Below are 20,929 nucleotides of genomic sequence, written 5' to 3'. Positions count from 1 at the left end.
ACACACTGACAAATACTGACCAACCCATTAGGCTGCCGGAATAACTTCTGGCCTGGAATATCCGATGCCCCCTGTCTACCGCCTGGCACTGCCAGCATTGTGCCTGTCGCTGATCCTGCCTTGCGCCTTTTCCGTCGAGGCGGCCGATCCGGCACCTGCCGCTGCGGAAAACCCCGCAGAAGAAAACCCGGTCGAACGCCAGCCACTGCTTGAGCGTAGTCAGGAAGAAGCGACAGCACTTGAGCGAAAAATCCCTGCGCAGGAACAGCAACAACTGCAAGCCGGCGCCGACACCTTTCTTGCGCTGTGGAAACCGGCCAATACCGCCGAGCCCAAAGGCGCGGTGATTATCATCCCTGGCGCAGGTGAAACCGTTGACTGGCCGCAAGCAATCAGTCCGTTGCGCAACAAATTGCCCGACGCCAAGTGGAGCAGCCTGAGTATCACCTTGCCCGACCTGCAAAGCGATGCCATTGCACCACGCATCATGGAAATGCCGCCAACGCTCAAGGCACCGGAAACCGGCAGCAAGGACTCGACCACGGCAGCACCTATCGAGCAAGCGGCCGGTGGTGAAGCGGAAGTCGCCGACAAGGCCATCGCCGAAACCACGGAAGAGCAATCAAAGGCCGACGCCGAACGCATCTTTGCTCGCATCGATGCCGCCATTGCCTATGCCGAACAGCAAAGCGCTCGCAGCATCGTGGTTTTGGGCCATGGCACTGGTGCTTATTGGGCCGCGCGTTATCTGAGCGAGAAGCAGCCGTCGCAAGTGGAGAAATTTGTGATGGTCGCGGCACAGACACCTGCCGAGGCGAAGCCCGAGCTGGTTGAGCTGACGCCGACACTGAAGCTGCCGACGGCAGATATCTTCTACATGGATAGGCCGCTGGATCGCAACGCAGCGCTGGCACGGATGCAGGCTAGCAAGCGATTGAAGTCTTCGGCGTTCAGTCAGGTGTCGCTCAAAGCGCTGCCTGGTAATGCCAAGGCAGAGCAAGAGCAACTGGTGCGCCGGGTGCGCGGGTGGTTGAATCCGCAGAAGGCGGCGGACTGATAGACCGCGTCGCCCCATTCGCGGGCAAGCCTCGCTCCTACAGATTCTGTGTCGTATGACGCGGAATCTGTAGGACCGAGGCTTGCCCGCGAAGACGGCCTCCCTGGCGACAAAAATCTTTCCTGCTAACGAAAATCCCGCCGCTCACGAATCAACGTGTAGGCCGTGTGCAGTTCGCGAGTCTTGTCAGTCGCCTCTCGCACCTGCAACGCCGTCGCACCGCTGCCGGCAATCTTGTCCGGGTGATGGCGACTGAGCAGGCGTCGGTAGGCACGCTTGATCTGCGCCGGCTCGCTGGTCGCCGACACCCCCAACAGCCGCAAGGCATCCTGATAGGTCAGGGTGCTGCTGACTTGCGGTCGCTTGTGCTGATCGTAGTCGGCCGCCAACGCCAGCACCTGTTGCGGCGTCCAGCCCAGCCACTTACCCCACTGGGCCAGCAGTTCGCGTTCATTGTTCCCCGCACACCCATCGGCCCAAACCATCCGCCAACAGGCGCGCAACACGCCTTCCGCGGCGTGGGGTTGAGCACTCAAGCGCCGCAGATACCCGCGCAAACGATCATTGCCCGACTTGCCCCGATTGAACGCGGCAATGGCACGACGCTGCGCCGGCTCTGTCATTTCCAGCGAACGCATTTCCTGGCGGGCCTGCTGGATGTGGCCATCCACCACTCGCCCATCGCTCTTGGCCAACCGTCCCAGCAACACGAACAACAGTTCATCGTTGCGCAGCATCGGACGACCGCCGAGCTTTTCCCGCAAATGCCCCCAGCTTTGCAAGTGCAAACGCCGATCCAGCGCCTGTCCCAACAAAGCGCCGAGCATGGCCCCCGGAATGCTGGCTATGGCAAAGCCCGCTCCGGCTCCAATCAGAGTCCCTGGCCACAGCATCTCAGCGTCTCGCTTCTATCAGGGTTTCAACTTCAGCCAGGCGTTCGTGCGTGCCGACATCCACCCAGTGCCCGTTCAAGCGTTCGCCGGTGACCTGTCCATCGGCCATGGCTTTGCGCAGCAACGGTGCCAGTTTGAAGGCGCCGGCCGAGCAACCGTCGAACAGTTGCGGATGCAGCACGGCAATGCCGCTGTAGGTCAGGGTGGCGGTGTCCGGCTGACCGTCGCGCACTTGCCCGTTGATCAGCGTGAAATCGCCGGTCGGGTGATGGGCCGGGTTATCCGCCAGCACCAGATGCGCCAACCCGGCGATGGGTTGATGCAGCACGCTGAAGTCGTAGTCAGTCCAGATGTCACCGTTGACCACCAGGAACGCGTCATCGCCCAGCAACGGCAACGCGCGGAAAATGCCGCCGCCGGTTTCCAGTGGCTCACCTTCCGGCGAGTACTGAATACGCACGCCGTATTGCGAGCCGTCACCCAGGTAACTTTCGATCTGCTGACCGAGCCAGGCGTGGTTGATCACAATCTCGGTAAACCCGGCGATCGCCAGGGCTTTCAAGTGGTACTCGATCAGAGGCACGCCGCCGGCACGAACCAGCGGCTTGGGTGTGGTCAGGGTCAGCGGGCGCATGCGCTCGCCTTTGCCGGCCGCCAGAATCATCGCCTTCATGCAGTGGCTCCAGCACGCAGGCTCAGCAGCAACACATCCAGCTCAGCCAGTTCAGGACGGCGTGCGATCACCGCGTCTATGTAAGCAAAGAAGCGCGGCACATCGGCCAGGTATCGCGGCTTGCCGTCGCGATGACAGATGCGGGCGAAGATGCCGATCACTTTCAGGTGACGCTGCACGCCCATCAGGTCGCTGGCCCGCAGGAAGTCTTCGAAATCAGGCTGCACGGGAATGCCGAGCGCACCTGCCTGTTGCCAGTAGTCTTCCAGCCAGGCGCGTACACGTTCCTCGGGCCAACTGAGGAAGGCATCCTTGAACAGGCAAGTCGCATCATAAGTCACCGGGCCATAGACCGCGTCCTGGAAATCCAGAACACCAGGGTTCGGCTCGCTGAGCATCAGGTTGCGTGGCATGTAGTCGCGATGTACCAGCACTTTTGGCTGGGCCAGGGCGCTGTCGATCAGCAGCTCGGTCACGTTCTGCCAGAGCATTTGCTGTGCGGAGTCGAACTCGATGCCCAACTCGCGTTGCACGTACCACTCAGGGAACAGTTCCAGCTCGCGGCGCAGCAATGCCACGTCATAACTTGGCAACGGCGCGACCATCGGCAATTGCTGGAAAGCCAGCAGTGCTTGCAGGGCATCCTTGAACAAATCGTCGGCGTTTTCGCTGTCGATCACGTCCAGATAAGTCTTGTTGCCCAGGTCATTAAGCAAAAGAAAACCGCGATCGAGGTCTTCGGCATAAATTTTCGGCACATTTATTCCGGATTTCGCCAGCAAAAAAGCGATATCCACGAAGGGTTTGCAGTTTTCCTGGGGCGGTGGCGCGTCCATCACGATGAAGCTGCGGCCCTCGCCTTCCCATCGGAAGTAGCGCCGGAAACTCGCGTCACTACTGGCCGCGGTCAATGTGGCCGGGGGTACGGCACCCCAACCTTGCTCTGCAAAGAGGGTTGCCAACTGCTCATCGAGCCAAACTTTCAGGTGTTGCAAACGTACATCTTGGTCAGGCATTGCAAGGGTCTCCGACGGCGCTAGCCGTCAAGCGGGTCATGCTTTATTATCCAGCATCTTTTTCAGACCATCGAGAGGCGTGCGGCCCACACCGCGGGCAGATGGCACGCAGGAAGCCCGGACTAATAAGATGGCATTGAAATCCCCCGCGTTTCGTAAAAAATTTCCGTTGTTGGTTACCGGCAGTCTGCTGGCCCTGCAACCCCTAGCCACTTCATTCGTGGTAGCCGCGGAACAGTATGACTGCTCAGTCTCTGCTTCGGGTGCCTGGGACTGTGCGCCAAAAGCACCAGCGGCGGCTTTGCCTCCGCGTCCCGTCCATGACGGTAGCGCAGTTTCCGCCACCGGCGAACCTGCGACCGAGAATGGCACCAGTGAAGACGCCGGCGCCAAGCCTGTGCTGGTTACCGAGTCCAAAGGCCGCGGCCTGAAGTCCCGTAGTGCAGACTACAGTCACCTCGACTGGGTTCCGCGCGAGAACCTCACGGCGGCGCAACTGGCCGAGACCGGTCCTTACTGCTCTGGTTCCTATATCGAACCGATTCGTCCTGGCATGAATGACAAGACGGATAAAAGTGACGCCCCGACCTTTATCGGCGCCAAGGCCTCTCGCTATAAGCAGGATGAACAAGTCGCGACCCTGGCCGGTGACGTCGTCATGCGTCAGGGCAGCATGCAAGTCGAAGCCGACGAAGCGAACCTGTACCAGGCCGAAAGCCGCGGCGAACTCAGCGGTAACGTGCGCATTCGCGACAACGGCGCGTTGATCGTGGGCGACCACGCCGACGTGCAGCTCGATACCGGTGAAGCCAAGGTCGACAACGCCGAATACGTGATGCACAAATCCCGTATCCGCGGTAACGCGCTGTATGCCAAACGTGCCGAAAACGCGATCATCCGCCTCAAGGATGGTACGTACACCACGTGCGAACCGAACAGCAACGCCTGGCAGCTCAAGGGCAACAACATCACCTTGAACCCGGCGACCGGTTTCGGTACCGCGACCAACGTGACACTGCGGGTCAAGGACATTCCTGTCCTGTACACGCCGTACATCTATTTCCCGATCGACGACCGTCGCCAGTCAGGTTTCCTGCCGCCGACTATCGGCACGGGCAGCGATACCGGCTTCATGCTGGTCACACCGTATTACTTCAACCTGGCGCCGAACTACGATGCCACGTTGTACCCGCGTTACATGAGCAAGCATGGCTTGCTGATGGAAGGCGAATTCCGCTACCTGACCAAGTCCAGTGAAGGTCAGTTCGGTGCTGCGTACCTCAACGACGAGGACACCGATCGCAGCGGGCAGACCGATTACCAGAAAAACCGCTACATGTATAACTGGCAGCACAAGGGTGGTCTGGATTCGCGGGTACTGACGCAAGTCGACTACACCAAGATCAGCGATCCGTATTACTTCCAGGATCTGCAGACTGACCAGATCGGCGTGAAAAGCGCTGACTACGTTAACCAGCAGGGTTCTGTCAGCTATCGTGGCGACAACTACACTGCTCGCATCAACGCCCAGGCTTATCAGCTGGCGACCGTTGCCAACCTCACACCGTACGATCGTCTGCCGCAGATCACCTTTGATGGTGCGCTGCCGTACCACCCGGGCGGACTGGATTTCAGTTACAACACTGAAATCGTGCGATTTGATCGCGACCTGAAAAACGGCAACTTTACCAATGAAGACGGCACTGTAAGTCCGCGCCTTGACACTAACATTCAAGGTCTTGCGCGAGCCACTGGCGATCGCCTCAACCTGGCGCCATCCGTCAGCCTTCCGCTGGATTGGACTTACGGCTTCCTGAAGCCGAAGCTCAAGTATCAGTACACCCAGTACCAGCTGGATCTGGACAGTATTGGCAAGAACCAGATCGTGGCTCAGGATCAAGCTGCAGCTGCAGCCGGAACAAGAAATTTCAATGGCAATTTCAGCAGCAGCCAGAACCGTGGCGTTCCAATCGCCAGCATCGACAGCGGCCTGTACTTCGATCGCGACACCCAATGGTTCGGCAAGAACTACCGCCAGACCCTTGAACCACGCCTGTTCTACCTCTACGTCCCGGAGGAGAACCAGGAAGATATTCCGGCGTTCGATACCAGCGAATACACATTCAGCTACGCATCGCTGTTCCGTGACAACCGATTCTCTGGCTCCGACCGTATCGGTGACGAGAACAAACTGTCGCTGGGCATCACTAACCGCTGGATCGAAGAAAGCGGTTTCGAACGTCAACGCATCAGCGTAGGCCAGGCCATGTACTTCAAGGACCGGGAAGTTCAGTTGCCGGGTATCAATCCAAGAGACCGCGCCGACGCTCAAGCCAATGTTTCGCCGTACGCACTGGAATACGTGTATCGCTGGAACAACGATTGGAGCACCACCGCTGACTACAACTGGGACCCGGACAGCCGCAGCCCTCGCTCGGGCAGCGCGATGTTCCACTACCAGCCTGAAGACAACCCGAACAAGGTTATCAACGCCGGCTATCGCTATCGTAACGATCAGGTTATCTACAATCAGAACACCGGTAAGTGGCAGTTCGGTGGTGACTATGGCACCCCTGGCCAACCTGGCTATGTGAAGGACTACTACAAAATCCAACAGCACGATTTCTCAGTGATCTGGCCGGTCGTGCCGCAATGGAACGTCATCAGTCGCTGGCAGTATGACTACAACCGCAACCGTACCCTGGAAGCCTTCGGTGGTTTCGAGTACGACAACTGCTGCTGGAAACTGCGCCTGATCAACCGTTACTGGGTTTCGTATGACGAATTCAGTCAGAACGCCCCGGAAAACGAAAAAGGCGACCACGGCATTTTCCTACAAATCGTTCTGAAAGGTCTCGGCGGCCTCACCGGCGCCAAAGTAGAGAGCTTCCTCGACAAAGGCATCCAAGGTTATCGTGAACGTGAAGACCAAGCTTTCTGATTGTCTGCGCCCGCTAGTGCTGGGCGCGCTGTTCCTGGGTACCGCGGCTAACGCCGCGGTACAGTCCATCGATAAAGTGGTGGCCATCGTCGACAACGACGTGGTCATGCAGAGCCAACTGGACCAGCGCGTTCATGAAGTTCAGCAAACCATCGCTAAACGCGGCGCAGCAGTGCCGCCGGCCGGCGTGCTGGACCAGCAGGTGCTTGAGCGTTTGATCGTCGAAAACCTGCAACTGCAGATTGGCGAGCGTTCCGGCATCCGTATCACCGATGAAGAACTGAACCAGGCTGTCGGCACCATTGCCCAGCGCAATAACATGTCGCTTGATCAGTTCCGCGCTGCCCTGACTCGCGACGGTCTCTCTTACGAGGACGCCCGGGAGCAGATCCGCCGCGAAATGATCATCAGCCGCGTGCGTCAGCGTCGTGTGGCCGAACGTATCCAGGTGTCTGAACAGGAAGTGAAGAACTTCCTCGCTTCTGACCTCGGCAAGATGCAATTGTCCGAAGAGTTCCGTCTGGCCAACATACTGATTCCTACACCGGAAAGCGCCAACTCCGATGCGATTCAGAATGCGGCCAAGCAAGCGGACGCGGTCTACCAGCAGCTCAAGCAAGGCGCTGACTTCGGTCAGTTGGCAATCGCCAAATCCGCCAGCGAAACCGCACTGGAAGGCGGCGACATGGGCTGGCGTAAAGCCGCTCAATTGCCACCTCCGTTCGATCGCATGCTGAGCACCATGACCGTTGGCGACATTACCCAGCCAATGCGCACGCCGGGCGGCTTCATCATCCTGAAGATCCTCGACAAGCGTGGCGGTGAAACCCAGACGCGTGACGAAGTTCACGTGCGTCATATCCTGGTCAAACCTAGCCCGATCCGCGACGAAGCAAAGACCAAGGCCCTGGCTGAATCGCTCTACACCCGAATCGAAGCGGGCGAAGATTTCGGCGAACTGGCAAAAAGCTTCTCGGAAGACCCGGGTTCCGCCCTCAACGGTGGCGACCTGAACTGGATCGACCCGAATGCATTGGTGCCTGAGTTCCGCGAAGTGATGGCCAAGACCCCGCAAGGTCAGCTGTCCAAGCCGTTCCAGACCCAATACGGCTGGCACGTTCTGGAAGTCCTTGGCCGTCGCGCCACCGACAGCACTACCCAGGCCCGTGAGCAGCAAGCGATGACCGTACTGCGTAACCGCAAATACGACGAAGAGCTGCAAACCTGGCTGCGTCAGATCCGTGACGAAGCATACGTAGAGATCAAACTCCCTGGTGCAGACCAGGCAGCGCAGTGAAACCCAAGCGTTTCGCGCTGACACCCGGCGAACCGGCCGGCATAGGTCCCGACCTGTGCCTGCTGCTCGCCTCGCAAGCCCAGCCACATCCCCTGATTGCCATTACCAGTCGCGACCTGCTCCTTGAGCGGGCCGCGCAGCTGGGCGTGGTTGTCGATCTGCTGCCGGTAACGCCGGACAGCTGGCCGAATGTTCCAGCACCCGCCAACAGCCTGTATGTCTGGGATACCCCGCTCAATGCACCGGTCACCGCTGGGCAACTGAACAAGGCCAATGCGGCTTTCGTTCTGGAAACCTTGACCCGTGCGGGCCAAGGCTGCCTCGACGGGCATTTCGCTGGCATGATCACCGCCCCTGTGCACAAGGGCGTGATCAATGAGTCCGGGATTGCCTTCTCCGGGCACACCGAATTTCTCGCTGACCTGACCCATACCGCGCAAGTGGTCATGATGCTCGCCACCCGCGGCTTGCGCGTGGCACTGGTCACCACTCACCTGCCCCTTCGCGAAATTGCCGATGCAATCACGCCGGAGCGTCTGGAACGGGTCACACGCATTCTGTACACAGACCTGCAACAAAAGTTCGGCATCGCCCAGCCACGCATCCTGGTCTGCGGGCTAAACCCGCACGCCGGTGAAGGCGGACACCTGGGCCATGAAGAAATCGACATCATCGAACCTACATTAGAGCGCCTGCGCGGCGAGGGCATGGACCTTCGCGGCCCCCTCCCCGCCGACACTCTGTTTACCCCCAAATATCTGGAGCACTGCGATGCGGTGCTGGCGATGTACCACGACCAGGGCCTGCCTGTGCTGAAATACAAAGGCTTCGGCGCGGCAGTCAACGTGACCCTGGGCTTGCCGATCATCCGCACGTCGGTCGACCACGGCACTGCCCTGGATCTGGCCGGCAGCGGCAACATCGACACCGGCAGCCTGCAAGTCGCCCTGGAAACCGCCTACCAGATGGCCGAGACCCGTTTATGACCGAGCATTACCAACACCGGGCGCGCAAGCGTTTTGGCCAGAACTTCCTGCACGATGCCGGCGTTATCGACCGCATCCTGCGCTCCATCCATGCCAAGCCTGAGGACCGCCTGCTGGAAATCGGCCCGGGCCAGGGTGCACTGACCCAAGGCCTGCTGGGCAGCGGCGCACAACTGGACGTGGTGGAGCTGGACAAAGACCTGATCCCGATCCTCAATCAGCAGTTCGCTGGCAAGAGCAACTTCAACCTGCATCAGGGTGACGCACTGAAGTTTGACTTCAACAGCCTGAACGCAGCTCCGGGTAGCCTTCGGGTCGTCGGCAACCTGCCGTACAACATCTCTACGCCGCTGATTTTTCACTTGCTGCACAACGCCAGCCTGATTCGCGACATGCACTTCATGCTGCAAAAGGAAGTGGTCCAGCGTATGGCGGCAGGTCCTGGCGGCGGTGACTGGGGCCGTCTGTCGATCATGGTTCAGTATCATTGCCGGGTCGAGCATCTGTTCAACGTCGGGCCCGGCGCGTTCAATCCGCCACCGAAAGTCGATTCGGCCATCGTGCGCCTGGTGCCTCACGCGGTGCTGCCGCACCCTGCCAAGGATCACAAGCTGCTGGAGCGTGTTGTGCGCGAAGCCTTCAACCAGCGCCGCAAGACCCTGCGCAATACCCTCAAGCTGCTTTTGAGCAACGACGAAATCAGCGCCGCCGGTGTCGACGGCAGCCTTCGTCCAGAGCAGCTTGACCTCGCCGCCTTCGTGCGCCTGGCCGACAAGCTCAGCGAACAAGTCCTGCCATCCCCCGTCGTCGACTGACAGGCGACGAACGTTATCGGGTAGGACACCAGCGCCCATGTCTGGTTTACTACCCGATACTTGGCCTAGACTGAGTTCAATCAGTTACGCCCCGCGTCCCGCTTCGTTTTTAAGGCCTCTTGCATGTCCGATCCTCGTTATCAGGTCGACGTCAGCGTCGTCACCCGCTATCTGGCAGAACAATCGCAACCCGAGCAGAACCGCTTTGCCTTCGCCTACACCATCACCGTGCAGAACAACGGCGAGTTACCGGCCAAGTTGCTGTCACGGCACTGGGTCATCACCGATGGCGACGGGCATGTCGAAGAGGTTCGCGGTGCGGGCGTTGTCGGCCAACAACCGCTGATCGAACCGGGCAAGAGCCATACCTACAGCAGCGGCACCGTCATGACCTCCAAAGTCGGCACGATGCAGGGCACTTATGAAATGATCGCCGACGACGGCAAACACTTCGACGCCGTCATCGCGCCCTTCCGCCTGGCGGTGCCCGGAGCCCTGCACTGATGGCAACGTATGCCGTCGGTGACCTTCAAGGCTGCCTTGAGCCACTGCAATGCCTGCTCGAACAAGTCGCTTTCGACCCTGCAAAGGATCGTCTGTGGCTGGTGGGCGACCTGGTCAACCGTGGCCCGCAGTCGCTGGCAACCTTGCGTTTTCTCTATAGCATCCGCGAATCGCTGGTGTGCGTGCTCGGCAACCATGACCTGCATTTGCTGGCAGCCGGGCAGAACATCGAACGCCTGAAGAAAGCCGACACCCTGCGCGAGATCCTCCAGGCACCAGATGCTGCGGAGCTGCTGGAGTGGGTGCGCGAGCAAAAGCTCATGCACTATGACGAACAGCGCAACATTGCCCTGGTCCATGCCGGCATTCCGCCACAGTGGTCGCTGCGCAAAGCCTTGAAATGCGCTGCCGAAGTTGAAGAAGCCCTGCGCGACGACAACCGTTTCCCGGCCTACCTTGACGGCATGTACGGCAACGATCCGGTGAAATGGGACAACGACCTCAAAGGCGTGACCCGCCTGCGCGTGATCACCAACTATTTCACCCGCATGCGTTTTTGTACCAGCGAGGGCAAACTCGACCTCAAGGGCAAAGAAGGCATCGACACCGCGCCGCCGGGCTATGCACCGTGGTTCAAGCACAGGGAGCGCAGGACCAAGGACGTGAAGATTATCTTCGGCCATTGGGCGGCGCTCGAAGGCCAGTGTGACGAGCCAGACGTCTTCGCGCTCGACACCGGGTGTGTCTGGGGCGGCTCCATGACCCTGATGAACGTCGACACCGGTGAACGCCTACTGTGCAAATGCGACGAACATGGCCACACCTTACCGCCAGTCACTCCCACCATTCCCGAACAACCGTCAGCCAGCGCCCAGCGCTAGACTGCGCTTTCAGCCGAGCCACAGGAGCCCGCCATGAGCGAATTCAAACGCATCCCCCCAGAACAGGCACAGGCCCTGCGCGAACAAGGCGCAGTGGTGGTCGATGTTCGCGACCCGCAAACCTATGCCGCGCTGCACATCGCCGGCTCGAAGCACCTGGACAACGTTTCCATCTCGGATTTCATCCGTGCCGCCGATCTTGACGCGCCTACGGTCGTGGTCTGCTATCACGGAAACTCCAGCCAGAGTGCCGCCGCTTACCTGATCAGCCAGGGCTTTTCCGACGTGTACAGCATGGATGGCGGTTTTGAGCTGTGGCGTACGACTTATCCCGCGGAAACGGCGCAAGGCACTTCCGAATAATATTTTTGTAACGCGCAAGCCCCGGCCCCCGCGGGCTCGCGCAGTGGCAGACGAACGGTCCGCCACAACTAATTACGTATCTCGCCTTTACCTCCCGAATAAGCAACTATCCTTAAGCGCAGGCCATCCAAAACAGGGGAGAGCCGGTACACCGGCGCGCGGGTCATCGGGAGTAGCTTTCGGGGTAGTCAGCTTCGAAAGAGTTCTGGGGGGTAAACAGCGACTGCATATCCGGTTGCTGCCAGCATCGACTGAATGATCCGGCGTCGGCTCCACGTATCGAGCGAGGTGACGTCATGAGTATCTTTAGCCACTTCCAACAACGCTTCGAGTCCACACGCCAGGAAGAACTCTCGCTGCAAGAGTATCTTGAGCTGTGCAAACAGGACCGCAGCGCCTACGCCTCCGCCGCCGAGCGACTATTGCTGGCCATCGGAGAACCGGAGCTGCTCGACACCTCGACCAACTCGAGGCTGTCGCGAATCTTCTCCAACAAGGTGATCCGCCGCTATCCGGCCTTTGAAGACTTCCACGGGATGGAAGAATGCATTGACCAGATCGTGTCGTATTTCCGCCACGCCGCTCAGGGCCTGGAAGAGAAGAAACAAATCCTCTATCTGCTCGGCCCCGTCGGTGGCGGTAAATCGTCCCTGGCCGAGAAGCTGAAACAGCTGATCGAAAAAGTGCCCTTCTATGCCATCAAGGGCTCGCCGGTATTCGAGTCGCCGCTGGGTCTGTTCAACGCCACTGAAGATGGCGCGATCCTCGAGGAAGACTTCGGCATTCCACGGCGCTACCTCAACACCATCATGTCGCCATGGGCCACCAAGCGCTTGGCCGAATTCGGCGGCGATATCAGCCAGTTCCGCGTGGTGAAACTCTATCCGTCGATCCTCAACCAGATCGCGGTGGCCAAAACCGAACCGGGCGATGAAAACAACCAGGACATTTCGGCGCTGGTGGGCAAGGTCGATATCCGTAAACTGGAGGAATACCCACAGAACGACGCCGATGCCTACAGCTATTCAGGCGCTCTGTGCCGGGCCAACCAGGGCCTGATGGAATTCGTCGAAATGTTCAAGGCGCCAATCAAGGTGCTGCACCCATTGCTGACCGCCACTCAGGAAGGCAACTACAACAGTACCGAAGGCCTCGGTGCGATTCCGTTTACCGGGATCCTGCTGGCCCACTCCAACGAATCGGAATGGCACACCTTCCGCAACAACAAGAACAACGAAGCCTTCATCGACCGGATCTATATCGTCAAAGTGCCGTACTGCCTGCGGGTCAGCGACGAGGTGAAGATCTACGACAAGCTTCTGTTCAACAGCTCCCTGGCCAAGGCCCATTGCGCGCCCGACACCCTGAAGATGCTCGCCCAGTTCACCGTACTGTCACGCCTCAAGGAGCCGGAAAACTCCAACATCTACTCCAAGATGCGCGTGTATGACGGAGAGAACCTCAAGGACACGGATCCAAAAGCCAAGTCGATCCAGGAATACCGCGACAACGCCGGTGTCGACGAAGGCATGAACGGTCTGTCGACCCGGTTTGCGTTCAAGATCCTGTCCAAGGTCTTCAACTTTGATCCGCACGAAATCGCCGCTAACCCGGTGCATTTGCTCTACGTGCTGGAACAACAGATCGAGCAGGAACAATTCCAGGCCGAGACCCGCGAACGCTATCTGCGCTTCCTCAAGGAGTACTTGGCACCGCGTTATATCGAATTCATCGGCAAGGAGATCCAGACCGCCTACCTCGAGTCTTACAGTGAGTACGGCCAGAACATCTTCGATCGCTACGTGCTGTACGCCGACTTCTGGATCCAGGACCAGGAATACCGAGACCCGGAAACCGGCGAAATCCTCAACCGCGTCGCGCTGAACGAAGAGCTTGAGAAAATCGAAAAACCGGCTGGCATCAGCAATCCGAAGGATTTCCGCAACGAAATCGTCAACTTCGTCTTGCGCGCCCGGGCCAACAACAATGGCAAGAACCCGACCTGGCTCAGCTACGAAAAACTGCGGGTGGTCATCGAGAAGAAAATGTTCTCCAACACCGAAGACCTCCTGCCGGTCATCAGCTTCAATGCCAAGGCCAGCAAAGAGGACCAGCAGAAGCACAACGACTTCGTCACACGGATGGTCGAGCGGGGCTACACCGACAAACAGGTACGACTGCTGTCCGAGTGGTACCTGCGGGTCAGAAAATCACAATAACCCGCTGCCGGTCAGACCGGTTGTCGTCAGCCAGAGACCTGTGTGCGCTTTTTCTGTTACACAGGCCTCTGAAGGTGTTCGAAAGTCGCAAGCGCAGGTTCAGGCAGCATCCAAAGCGCTTGGGGGAGCGTGAACATCCCTTGGCACTCGGCACGATGCTGCATAACCGCTCGCCCCTTTCAGGACAGCTTCTAAGGAGCAGTCATGAGCTATGTGATCGACCGACGTCTCAATGGCAAGAACAAGAGCACGGTGAACCGTCAGCGGTTTCTGCGGCGTTATCGTGATCACATCAAGAAGGCCGTCGAAGAGGCGGTCAGCCGGCGTTCCATTACCGATATGGAACACGGCGAACAGATCAGCATCCCCGGCCGCGACATCGACGAGCCGGTGCTTCACCACGGACGTGGTGGCAAGCAGACGGTCGTGCACCCTGGTAACAAGGAGTTCACCAGCGGCGAACACATCGCCCGTCCACCAGGCGGTGGTGGTGGCAGAGGCCCGGGCAAGGCTGGCAATTCGGGCGAAGGGATGGACGAGTTTGTCTTCCAGATCACCCAGGAGGAGTTTCTCGAATTCATGTTCGAGGACCTCGAACTGCCGAACCTGGTCAAGCGCAACCTGACCGGCACCGACACCTTCAAGACTGTGCGCGCGGGTATCAGCAACGAAGGTAACCCGTCGCGAATCAACATCATCCGTACCCTGCGCTCGGCCCATGCCCGGCGAATCGCCCTGTCTGGCAGCAGCCGGGCAAAATTGCGTGAAGCCAAAGAGGAACTGCTGCGACTCAAGCGGGATGAACCGGATAACTTCGGCGATATTCAGGAGATCGAAGCAGAAATCGAAAAACTCAGCGCGCGCATCCATCGCGTGCCCTTTCTCGACACTTTCGACCTCAAGTACAACCTGCTGATCAAGCAGCCCAACCCAAGCTCCAAAGCAGTGATGTTCTGCCTGATGGACGTGTCCGGTTCCATGACCCAGGCGACCAAGGACATCGCCAAGCGCTTTTTCATCCTGCTGTACCTGTTTCTCAAGCGTAACTACGACAAAATCGATGTCGTGTTCATCCGCCACCACACCAGCGCCCGCGAAGTGGATGAGGAAGAGTTCTTCTACTCCCGGGAAACCGGAGGCACCATCGTCTCCAGCGCGTTGAAACTGATGCAGGAGATCATGGCCGAGCGTTATCCGAGCAATGAGTGGAACATCTATGCGGCCCAAGCGTCAGACGGCGACAACTGGAACGACGACTCGCCGATTTGCCGCGACATTCTGATCAACCAGATCATGCCGTTCGTGCAGTACTACACTTACGTTGAGATTACCCCGCGCGAACACCAGGCGCTGTGGTTCGAGTACGAACGCATTGCCGAAGCCTTCTCTGACACTTTTGCCCAGCAGCAACTGGTCTCGGCCGGGGATATCTACCCGGTCTTCCGTGAACTCTTCCAGCGCAGGTTAGTGACATGACCGCCAAAGAGCAGAAGCGCCAACCCATTTCCACCGGCTCCGAATGGACATTCGAGCTGATCCAGGCCTACGACAAAGAAATCAGTCGCCTGGCGGCTCGTTACGCCTTGGATACCTACCCCAACCAGATCGAAGTGATCACCGCCGAGCAGATGATGGACGCCTACGCCTCCGTCGGCATGCCGCTGGGTTACCACCATTGGTCCTATGGCAAACACTTCCTCAGCACCGAGAAGTCCTACAGCCGCGGGCAGATGGGGCTGGCCTACGAGATTGTGATCAACTCGGACCCGTGCATCGCGTACCTGATGGAAGAAAACACCATCTGCATGCAGGCCCTGGTGGTCGCTCACGCCTGCTACGGCCACAACAGCTTCTTCAAGGGCAATTACCTGTTCCGCACCTGGACCGACGCCAGTTCGATCATCGATTACCTGGTTTTCGCCAAGCAGTACATCATGCAATGCGAAGAGCGCCACGGCATTGACGCCGTGGAAGACCTGCTGGATTCCTGCCACGCGCTGATGAACTACGGGGTCGATCGCTACAAACGCCCGTATCCGATCTCGGCTGAAGAAGAACGCCGTCGGCAGAAGGATCGGGAAGAGCACTTGCAGAAACAGATCAACGATCTGTGGCGGACCATTCCCAAAGGCGCGGACAAATACAGCGACAAGGACAACGCACGCTTCCCCGCCGAACCCCAGGAAAATATCCTGTACTTCATCGAAAAACATGCGCCGTTGCTGGAACCCTGGCAGCGGGAGATCGTGCGGATCGTGCGCAAGATCGCCCAGTATTTCTACCCGCAACGCCAGACCCAGGTCATGAACGAAGGCTGGGCCACGTTCTGGCACTACACGCTGATGAACGATCTGTATGACGAAGGTCTCGTCACCGACGGCTTCATGATGGAGTTTCTGACGTCCCATACCAGCGTGGTCTATCAACCCGGCTTCGACAGCCCCTACTACAACGGCATCAACCCCTACACCCTGGGCTTTGCCATGTACCGGGACATCCGCCGCATGTGCGAACACCCTACCGAAGAGGACTACCGCTGGTTCCCTGAGATTGCCGGCACCGACTGGCTGTCGAGCATCAAGTTCGCCATGAGCAGCTTCAAGGATGAGAGCTTCATACTGCAGTACCTGTCACCCCAGGTGATCCGCGACCTGAAGTTGTTCAGCATTCTCGATGATGACCAAAAGGACGACCTGCTGGTCCCAGCGATTCACGACGAAGGGGGCTACCGCATCATTCGCGAAACCCTGGCCGCACAGTACAACTTGGGAAATCGCGAGCCCAACATTCAGATCTACAGCATCGACCGGCGCGGCGACCGCTCCCTGACCTTGCGCCACCAGCAACACGACCGCAAACCGCTGGGCGAGTCCACCGAGGAAGTGCTCAAGCACCTGCATCGGCTGTGGGGCTTCGACATTCACCTGGAAACGCTGCAGGGCGACCAGGTCATGAAAGTTCACCATGTTCCGCCCAGAAGCGAGCACAGCGAGGGGGATTACGGCCGGCTGGACCTGGCCGTCATTCATCTTTGATCCTGTTTCTGCCTCCGGAAGTTCGACGCAAAGGTTATTCTGTCGAGCTAACGGAGGTTTTTTATGCAGATTTATAAAGTCGGCGGCGCGGTACGCGATCGCCTGCTGGGCAAGCCTGTCACCGATATCGACTGGGTCGTGGTCGGCGCCACCACCGAAGAAATGCTCGCCCAGGGCTATCGCCCGGTGGGTGCTGACTTCCCGGTATTTCTTCATCCCAAGAGCGGTGAGGAATACGCCCTCGCCCGTACTGAACGCAAAAGCGGACGTGGTTACGGCGGCTTCACCTTTCACGCCAGCCCCGAAGTCACCCTCGAAGAAGACCTGATCCGTCGCGACCTGACGATCAACGCCATGGCCGAAGACGCTCAGCAGAAGCTGACCGATCCTTACCACGGCCAGCGCGATCTCGAAGCTCGAGTGCTTCGTCACGTTTCCCCCGCGTTCGCCGAAGATCCGCTCCGTGTTCTGCGCGTTGCCCGCTTCGCAGCGCGTTACGCCGGGCTGGGTTTCACCGTTGCGCCTGAAACACTGGAGCTCATGCGTCAGCTCAGCGAGTCAGGCGAACTGGAGGCGCTGACTGCCGAACGCAGCTGGAAAGAGATTTCCCGCGCACTGATGGAAGATCAGCCGCAGGTGTTCGTCGAGGTTCTGCGTGAATGCGGTGCGCTCAAGGTGCTGATGCCGGAAGTCGACGCCTTGTTCGGCGTGCCACAACCGGAAGTCCATCACCCGGAAATCGACACGGGGGTGCACACCCTGAGCGTGCTTGAGCAAGCGGCGCTGCATAAACAACCGCTGACCGTGCGCTGGGCGTGCCTGCTGCATGACTTGGGCAAAGGTCTGACGCCCGAAGAAGAATGGCCACGCCACATTGCCCATGAGCACACGGGCCTGAAGCTGATCAAAGCGGTGAATGAACGGTTCAAGGCACCGAAGGATTGTCAGGAACTGGCATCGCTGGTGGGCCAATATCACACTCACGGCCACCGCGCCCTGGAGTTGAAACCTTCGACGTTGCTGGAGTTACTGCAGAGTTTTGACGTTTACCGTCGGCCGCAGCGGTTTGAAGAGTTCATTGCCGCGTGCGAAATGGACGCCCGTGGCCGCAAAGGGCTGGAGCAGAGAAGTTATCCACAGGCGGATTATTTGCGCGGGGCGGCGACTGCAGCACGGAGCGTGGCGGTTCAGCCGTTGCTGGAGCAGGGATTCAAGGGGCCGGAGTTGGGCGAGGCGATCAAGCGTGAGCGGCTAAAAGTGCTGAAGGCCTACAAAGAGGCGGCGTCTGCCTGAAAAGCTTCGTCGGATCGCCGCCCGGGGCAAGCCCGCTCCCACAGGTTTAGTGTAAATCCCTGTGGGAGCGGGCTTGCCCGCGATTACATCAGTCAGATCACAGCAAATTCGAAGGTGTCAGCTGCTCACCGCGCCACTCGAACGCCACCGGCGCCAACACCTGATCAATCTGCGCCTCGCCCCACAACGTCGCGAAACTTTTGCCTACGCCCGGATGCACACGATCCGGCGCAATCAGCGACAACGGCCACAAAACAAAGGCGTTTTTCAGAATCTCTGCCCGGGGCAGGATCAATCCGTCGAAATTACCCACCAGATCGCCAAACAGCAGCACGTCGATATCCAGCGGCAAGCCCCTGCGGTCGGGCGCATAACGGCCATTATCCGCTTCGATGAACTTCAATCGACGGTCCAGCTCCATCAGCGGCAAATCGGTGTAAGCCGAGACCACGAAATTGAAGAACGGGCCGCTCTTGATCCCCACTGGCTGGCTTTCGAACACCGCCGAGCAACGGATATCCACGAGGAAACCCGCCAGGGCTTCGAGGCCAGCCTGCAAATGGGTTTCGCGCTCGATATTGCTACCGAGCCCGAGATACACCTGAGTCAGCGACATCCGCGCTCGATCTCCACGCCCACACCACCGGTGGCCGCCGGGACGGCGCCAGGCTTGGTCAGCTTGAGGCGCATCCAGGTGATCTTGAATTCGCTCATCAACACTTCAACCAGACGCTCGGCAAAGGTCTCGACCAGTTGGAACTGCGCCTGCTCGGCAAAGGCCTGGATGCGCGACGAAACGCTCGCGTAGTCGAGGGCCAAGGTCAGGTCATCCCCTGCAGCGGCCGGGCGATTGTCCCAAGCGAAGCTCAGATCAAGTCTCAGGCACTGTCGGATGCCTCGTTCCCAGTCGTAGGCACCAATCACGGTGTCGACTTCCAGGCCCTCGATAAACACTCTGTCCAAGCACTTTTCTCCGCTGCACGACAAGGGCGCAATGCGCCGTTAGAATCAGGGCGTCCTCGCCCGGAATAGTTAGCATGTTTTGGTTACTGGCGACCCTCGCCTACCTGCTCGGCTCTCTGTCCTTCGCCATTTTGCTCAGCCGCCTGACGGGTAACCCCGATCCGCGAATGAGTGGCTCGGGCAATGCTGGCGCTACCAACATGCTGCGCCTGGCCGGCAAGAAACTCGCAATCCTGACCTTGATCGGCGACCTCTGCAAAGGCCTGCTGCCGGTGCTGATCGCCGGTGTTGCGGGCCTTTCGCTGCAAGAACAGGCCTGGATCGGCGTCTGTGCCGTCATCGGCCACCTGTTCCCGCTATACTTTCGCTTTCGCGGTGGCAAGGGTGTCGCCACCGCGGCCGGAATGCTCCTTGGCCTGTATCCGCCTGCTGCATTGCTGGCGGTCTGCGCCTGGCTGCTGACGTTCTACCTGACCCGCACCAGCTCACTCGCCGCACTGATCGCCACGCCGCTGACCCTGCCGCTGCTGGCCTGGCAAGAACCGGCGGCATTGCTGCCCATGAGTGCACTCACGGGGCTGATCGTCTGGCGCCATCGGGGCAATCTACGCGACCTGTTTGCCGGGCGCGAACGGCATTTTTAATTACCGGGCATGAGCACCGCTCATCAAAGCGCCGACAATTGCTCCATCGGCCAGCGCGCCTGCACGCTGATCGCCAGGCTTTCGTGCTGACCGGCCTGCAAGCGCTGGCAACCGGCAAACGCAATCATCGCGCCATTGTCGGTGCAGAACTCCGGCCGGGCATAAAACACATCGCCCTTCATGTCGCCGAGCATTTTTTCCAGGGAAGTGCGCAGTGCCTTGTTGGCGCTGACGCCCCCAGCGATCACCAGACGCTTCATGCCCGCCTGTTTCAGGGCGCGCTTGCACTTGATGGTCAAAGTCTCCACCACGGCCTGCTGGAACGCCAGCGAGATGTCGCAACGGGCTTGCTCGCTGTCGTCCCCGGCGCTGACGCTCTGCTGCCAGGTGTTCAGGGCGAAGGTTTTCAAGCCACTGAAGCTGAAGGCCAGGCCCGGGCGGTCGCACATCGGACGCGGAAAGGTGAAACGTCCTGAAACGCCCCGCTCTGCCAGTTTGGCGATTTCCGGACCGCCCGGATAATTGAGGCCCATCATCTTCGCCGTCTTGTCGAACGCTTCGCCGGCGGCATCGTCGAGGGTCTCGCCCAACAGCGTGTAGTGGCCGATCCCGTCGACCTGAACGAGCTGCGTATGACCACCCGACACCAACAAAGCGACGAACGGAAATTGTGGCGGTTGCGGCTCCAGCATCGGCGCCAGCAAATGGCCTTCCATGTGGTGCACACCGAGGGCCGGAATGCCCCAGGCAAACGCCAGCGCCTGGGCGCAGGAGGCGCCCACCAGCAAGGCACCGACCAGGCCGGGACCTGCGGTATAAGCGATGGCGTCGATCTCGGTCGGCACACAGTCCGCTTCAGCCAACACCTGACGAATCAAGGGCAGCATGCGCTTGACGTGGTCGCGCGAGGCCAGCTCCGGCACCACCCCGCCATAGGCGCGATGCAGGTCGATCTGACTGAACAGAGCGTCGGCCAGCAGGCCGCGCTCACTGTCATATAATGCGACACCGGTTTCGTCGCAGGAGGTTTCTAATCCCAGTACTAGCATGGGTTTGCGCCTTGTTTAGGCTGAATTCGAAGGCGCGCATAATAGTCGCCATGGGATGCCCCGACTAGCGGTTTTCGATCAGAGGCTTTGCATTCCGGTCGATGAGGAGTTAACATCCGCAACCCTTAAAAACCGACGTCTTCAAGTGCTCTTTTGCCGCGAGGATGTTGACCCCGGTAATGAATGAAGGTAGCTCTGGATGCCAGCCGTCAAAGTAAAAGAGAACGAACCCTTCGACGTAGCTCTGCGTCGAATCAATAGCTCCTGAGAAAAAGCCGGAGAACTGGCTGAAGATCGTAT

Annotated in this window: 19 protein-coding genes and 1 pseudogene; 14 read left to right on the top strand and 6 right to left on the bottom strand. The window is 59.2% G+C overall.

Annotation, left to right across the window (positions count from 1 at the left end; translation table 11 throughout):
- Positions 1-64 precede the first annotated feature (64 nt).
- Positions 65-1,057, top strand: coding sequence for an alpha/beta hydrolase family protein (locus ACIQV9_RS25570; protein ID WP_403107446.1), 993 nt, complete (start codon positions 65-67; stop codon positions 1,055-1,057).
- Between the two features lie 125 nt (positions 1,058-1,182).
- Here the strand turns inward: ACIQV9_RS25570 and ACIQV9_RS25565 are convergent, their stop codons facing one another.
- The 3 genes from ACIQV9_RS25565 to ACIQV9_RS25555 are packed head-to-tail and all read right to left on the bottom strand — an operon-like array spanning position 1,183 to position 3,639.
- A complete protein-coding gene (locus ACIQV9_RS25565) occupies positions 1,183-1,950 on the bottom strand; it encodes a TerB family tellurite resistance protein (protein WP_403107444.1) in 768 nt (255 codons plus the stop codon).
- A 1-nt stretch (position 1,951) separates the two neighbouring features.
- Positions 1,952-2,623, bottom strand: a complete 672-nt coding sequence (gene murU, locus ACIQV9_RS25560) for an N-acetylmuramate alpha-1-phosphate uridylyltransferase MurU (protein WP_403107442.1) — start codon at positions 2,621-2,623, stop codon at positions 1,952-1,954.
- Positions 2,620-3,639, bottom strand: a complete 1,020-nt coding sequence (locus tag ACIQV9_RS25555; protein WP_403107441.1) for an aminoglycoside phosphotransferase family protein — start codon at positions 3,637-3,639, stop codon at positions 2,620-2,622. Before ACIQV9_RS25555 ends, murU begins: the two co-directional genes overlap by 4 nt.
- A 130-nt stretch (positions 3,640-3,769) precedes the next feature.
- Between ACIQV9_RS25555 and ACIQV9_RS25550 the strand changes: the two genes are divergently transcribed.
- From ACIQV9_RS25550 to ACIQV9_RS25500, 11 genes are all read left to right on the top strand, one after another.
- Positions 3,770-6,580 (top strand): LPS-assembly protein LptD, encoded by a 2,811-nt coding sequence (locus ACIQV9_RS25550; RefSeq protein WP_403107440.1) that lies wholly within the window; start codon positions 3,770-3,772, stop codon positions 6,578-6,580.
- Entirely contained in the window at positions 6,561-7,877 is a 1,317-nt protein-coding gene (gene surA, locus ACIQV9_RS25545; protein ID WP_403107438.1) for a peptidylprolyl isomerase SurA, read from the top strand. Before ACIQV9_RS25550 ends, surA begins: the two co-directional genes overlap by 20 nt.
- Complete coding sequence (gene pdxA, locus ACIQV9_RS25540; RefSeq protein ID WP_403107437.1) at positions 7,874-8,863, top strand: 4-hydroxythreonine-4-phosphate dehydrogenase PdxA; 990 nt, start codon at positions 7,874-7,876, stop codon at positions 8,861-8,863. The genes surA and pdxA overlap by 4 nt, the downstream gene beginning before the upstream one ends.
- Positions 8,860-9,678, top strand: coding sequence for a 16S rRNA (adenine(1518)-N(6)/adenine(1519)-N(6))-dimethyltransferase RsmA (rsmA, locus tag ACIQV9_RS25535; protein ID WP_403107435.1), 819 nt, complete (start codon positions 8,860-8,862; stop codon positions 9,676-9,678). Before pdxA ends, rsmA begins: the two co-directional genes overlap by 4 nt.
- Before the next feature lie 123 nt (positions 9,679-9,801).
- Complete coding sequence (apaG, locus tag ACIQV9_RS25530; protein ID WP_403107433.1) at positions 9,802-10,182, top strand: Co2+/Mg2+ efflux protein ApaG; 381 nt, start codon at positions 9,802-9,804, stop codon at positions 10,180-10,182.
- Positions 10,182-11,063 carry a symmetrical bis(5'-nucleosyl)-tetraphosphatase gene (locus ACIQV9_RS25525; RefSeq protein WP_403107431.1) on the top strand — a complete coding sequence of 294 codons (882 nt, stop codon included), beginning with the start codon at positions 10,182-10,184 and terminating at the stop codon, positions 11,061-11,063. The genes apaG and ACIQV9_RS25525 overlap by 1 nt, the downstream gene beginning before the upstream one ends.
- A gap of 33 nt (positions 11,064-11,096) precedes the next feature.
- Positions 11,097-11,426: a thiosulfate sulfurtransferase GlpE gene (gene glpE / locus ACIQV9_RS25520; RefSeq protein ID WP_054044142.1), complete on the top strand. Its 330-nt coding sequence runs from the start codon at positions 11,097-11,099 to the stop codon at positions 11,424-11,426.
- 296 nt (positions 11,427-11,722) lie between these two features.
- Entirely contained in the window at positions 11,723-13,645 is a 1,923-nt protein-coding gene (locus tag ACIQV9_RS25515; RefSeq protein ID WP_010467160.1) for a PrkA family serine protein kinase, read from the top strand.
- 204 nt (positions 13,646-13,849) lie between these two features.
- Positions 13,850-15,121 carry a YeaH/YhbH family protein gene (locus ACIQV9_RS25510; protein WP_010467159.1) on the top strand — a complete coding sequence of 424 codons (1,272 nt, stop codon included), beginning with the start codon at positions 13,850-13,852 and terminating at the stop codon, positions 15,119-15,121.
- On the top strand, positions 15,118-16,680 hold the full coding sequence (locus ACIQV9_RS25505; RefSeq protein WP_109635328.1) for a SpoVR family protein: 1,563 nt from the start codon (positions 15,118-15,120) through the stop codon (positions 16,678-16,680). The genes ACIQV9_RS25510 and ACIQV9_RS25505 overlap by 4 nt, the downstream gene beginning before the upstream one ends.
- 63 nt (positions 16,681-16,743) lie before the next feature.
- Entirely contained in the window at positions 16,744-17,973 is a 1,230-nt protein-coding gene (locus ACIQV9_RS25500; protein ID WP_403107428.1) for a multifunctional CCA addition/repair protein, read from the top strand.
- 97 nt (positions 17,974-18,070) lie between these two features.
- Here the strand turns inward: ACIQV9_RS25500 and folK are convergent, their stop codons facing one another.
- Positions 18,071-18,589 (bottom strand): 2-amino-4-hydroxy-6-hydroxymethyldihydropteridine diphosphokinase, encoded by a 519-nt coding sequence (gene folK / locus ACIQV9_RS25495; RefSeq protein ID WP_403107427.1) that lies wholly within the window; start codon positions 18,587-18,589, stop codon positions 18,071-18,073.
- Positions 18,580-18,936 carry a dihydroneopterin aldolase gene (folB, locus tag ACIQV9_RS25490; RefSeq protein WP_008051601.1) on the bottom strand — a complete coding sequence of 119 codons (357 nt, stop codon included), beginning with the start codon at positions 18,934-18,936 and terminating at the stop codon, positions 18,580-18,582. The genes folK and folB overlap by 10 nt, the downstream gene beginning before the upstream one ends.
- Before the next feature lie 74 nt (positions 18,937-19,010).
- Here folB and plsY point away from each other — a divergent pair, with 74 nt between their 5' ends.
- The gene (gene plsY / locus ACIQV9_RS25485) at positions 19,011-19,580 is read left to right on the top strand and encodes a glycerol-3-phosphate 1-O-acyltransferase PlsY (RefSeq protein WP_150654008.1); all 570 of its coding nucleotides are present in this window, start codon (positions 19,011-19,013) and stop codon (positions 19,578-19,580) included.
- A 23-nt stretch (positions 19,581-19,603) separates the two neighbouring features.
- Here plsY and tsaD read toward each other — a convergent pair whose 3' ends face one another.
- A complete protein-coding gene (gene tsaD / locus ACIQV9_RS25480) occupies positions 19,604-20,629 on the bottom strand; it encodes a tRNA (adenosine(37)-N6)-threonylcarbamoyltransferase complex transferase subunit TsaD (protein ID WP_010467153.1) in 1,026 nt (341 codons plus the stop codon).
- A 199-nt stretch (positions 20,630-20,828) separates the two neighbouring features.
- Between tsaD and ACIQV9_RS25475 the strand changes: the two are divergent.
- Positions 20,829-20,894 (top strand): annotated as a pseudogene (locus ACIQV9_RS25475) (30S ribosomal protein S21); the annotation flags it as partial.
- Positions 20,895-20,929 lie beyond the last annotated feature (35 nt).

This window comes from Pseudomonas sp. NPDC099000, from assembly GCF_044759925.1.
GTDB lineage: Bacteria > Pseudomonadota > Gammaproteobacteria > Pseudomonadales > Pseudomonadaceae > Aquipseudomonas.
This window is presented reverse-complemented; position numbering and strand designations above follow the sequence as displayed.

Coding starts and splice junctions, on each gene's coding strand:
- glpE (WP_054044142.1), top strand. CDS start 11,097: ATGAGCGAATTCAAACGCATCCCCCCAGAACAGGCACAGGCCCTGCGC.
- folK (WP_403107427.1), bottom strand. CDS start 18,589: ATGTCGCTGACTCAGGTGTATCTCGGGCTCGGTAGCAATATCGAGCGC.
- ACIQV9_RS25500 (WP_403107428.1), top strand. CDS start 16,744: ATGCAGATTTATAAAGTCGGCGGCGCGGTACGCGATCGCCTGCTGGGC.
- ACIQV9_RS25550 (WP_403107440.1), top strand. CDS start 3,770: ATGGCATTGAAATCCCCCGCGTTTCGTAAAAAATTTCCGTTGTTGGTT.
- ACIQV9_RS25570 (WP_403107446.1), top strand. CDS start 65: ATGCCCCCTGTCTACCGCCTGGCACTGCCAGCATTGTGCCTGTCGCTG.
- ACIQV9_RS25505 (WP_109635328.1), top strand. CDS start 15,118: ATGACCGCCAAAGAGCAGAAGCGCCAACCCATTTCCACCGGCTCCGAA.
- rsmA (WP_403107435.1), top strand. CDS start 8,860: ATGACCGAGCATTACCAACACCGGGCGCGCAAGCGTTTTGGCCAGAAC.
- plsY (WP_150654008.1), top strand. CDS start 19,011: ATGTTTTGGTTACTGGCGACCCTCGCCTACCTGCTCGGCTCTCTGTCC.
- ACIQV9_RS25525 (WP_403107431.1), top strand. CDS start 10,182: ATGGCAACGTATGCCGTCGGTGACCTTCAAGGCTGCCTTGAGCCACTG.
- murU (WP_403107442.1), bottom strand. CDS start 2,623: ATGAAGGCGATGATTCTGGCGGCCGGCAAAGGCGAGCGCATGCGCCCG.
- ACIQV9_RS25565 (WP_403107444.1), bottom strand. CDS start 1,950: ATGCTGTGGCCAGGGACTCTGATTGGAGCCGGAGCGGGCTTTGCCATA.
- tsaD (WP_010467153.1), bottom strand. CDS start 20,629: ATGCTAGTACTGGGATTAGAAACCTCCTGCGACGAAACCGGTGTCGCA.
- ACIQV9_RS25515 (WP_010467160.1), top strand. CDS start 11,723: ATGAGTATCTTTAGCCACTTCCAACAACGCTTCGAGTCCACACGCCAG.
- ACIQV9_RS25555 (WP_403107441.1), bottom strand. CDS start 3,639: ATGCCTGACCAAGATGTACGTTTGCAACACCTGAAAGTTTGGCTCGAT.
- ACIQV9_RS25510 (WP_010467159.1), top strand. CDS start 13,850: ATGAGCTATGTGATCGACCGACGTCTCAATGGCAAGAACAAGAGCACG.
- apaG (WP_403107433.1), top strand. CDS start 9,802: ATGTCCGATCCTCGTTATCAGGTCGACGTCAGCGTCGTCACCCGCTAT.